Source organism: Pseudoalteromonas sp. SIMBA_162 (assembly GCF_046535955.1).
Classification (GTDB): domain Bacteria; phylum Pseudomonadota; class Gammaproteobacteria; order Enterobacterales; family Alteromonadaceae; genus Pseudoalteromonas; species Pseudoalteromonas marina.
Genome location: NZ_JAWJBQ010000243.1, coordinates 1 through 285, shown reverse-complemented (window position 1 = coordinate 285; position 285 = coordinate 1). Strand labels below are relative to the sequence as shown.

1 pseudogene is annotated in these 285 nt (G+C 64.6%); it reads right to left on the bottom strand.

Features of this window, described 5'->3' with window-relative positions:
• Positions 1-285: pseudogene (locus R0J88_RS19525) on the bottom strand (hypothetical protein); the annotation flags it as partial.

Genomic DNA, 285 nt, shown 5'->3' with positions numbered 1-285 from the left:
CGAAGATGAACGGCGCATAGGCCACCTTGAGCGAACCGAGCAGGTCCAGCGCCAGCAGGCCGCTGAAATCAGGCGCAGCGAAGATACCGGTGAAGTTGACCAGCGTCGGCTGAGCGATCTCCGGCGGGAAGTAGGCGCTGCCATCCCCCCACAGACGCCCGATGGTGGTCGCCATCAGGGTCGTGACGATGATGCCGATGATCAGTGCGCCGTGAATGCGCTTCGCGACCAGGATGGCGGTCAGCGCCAGCCCAAGCAGGAAGACCACCAGCGAGGGCGTCATCG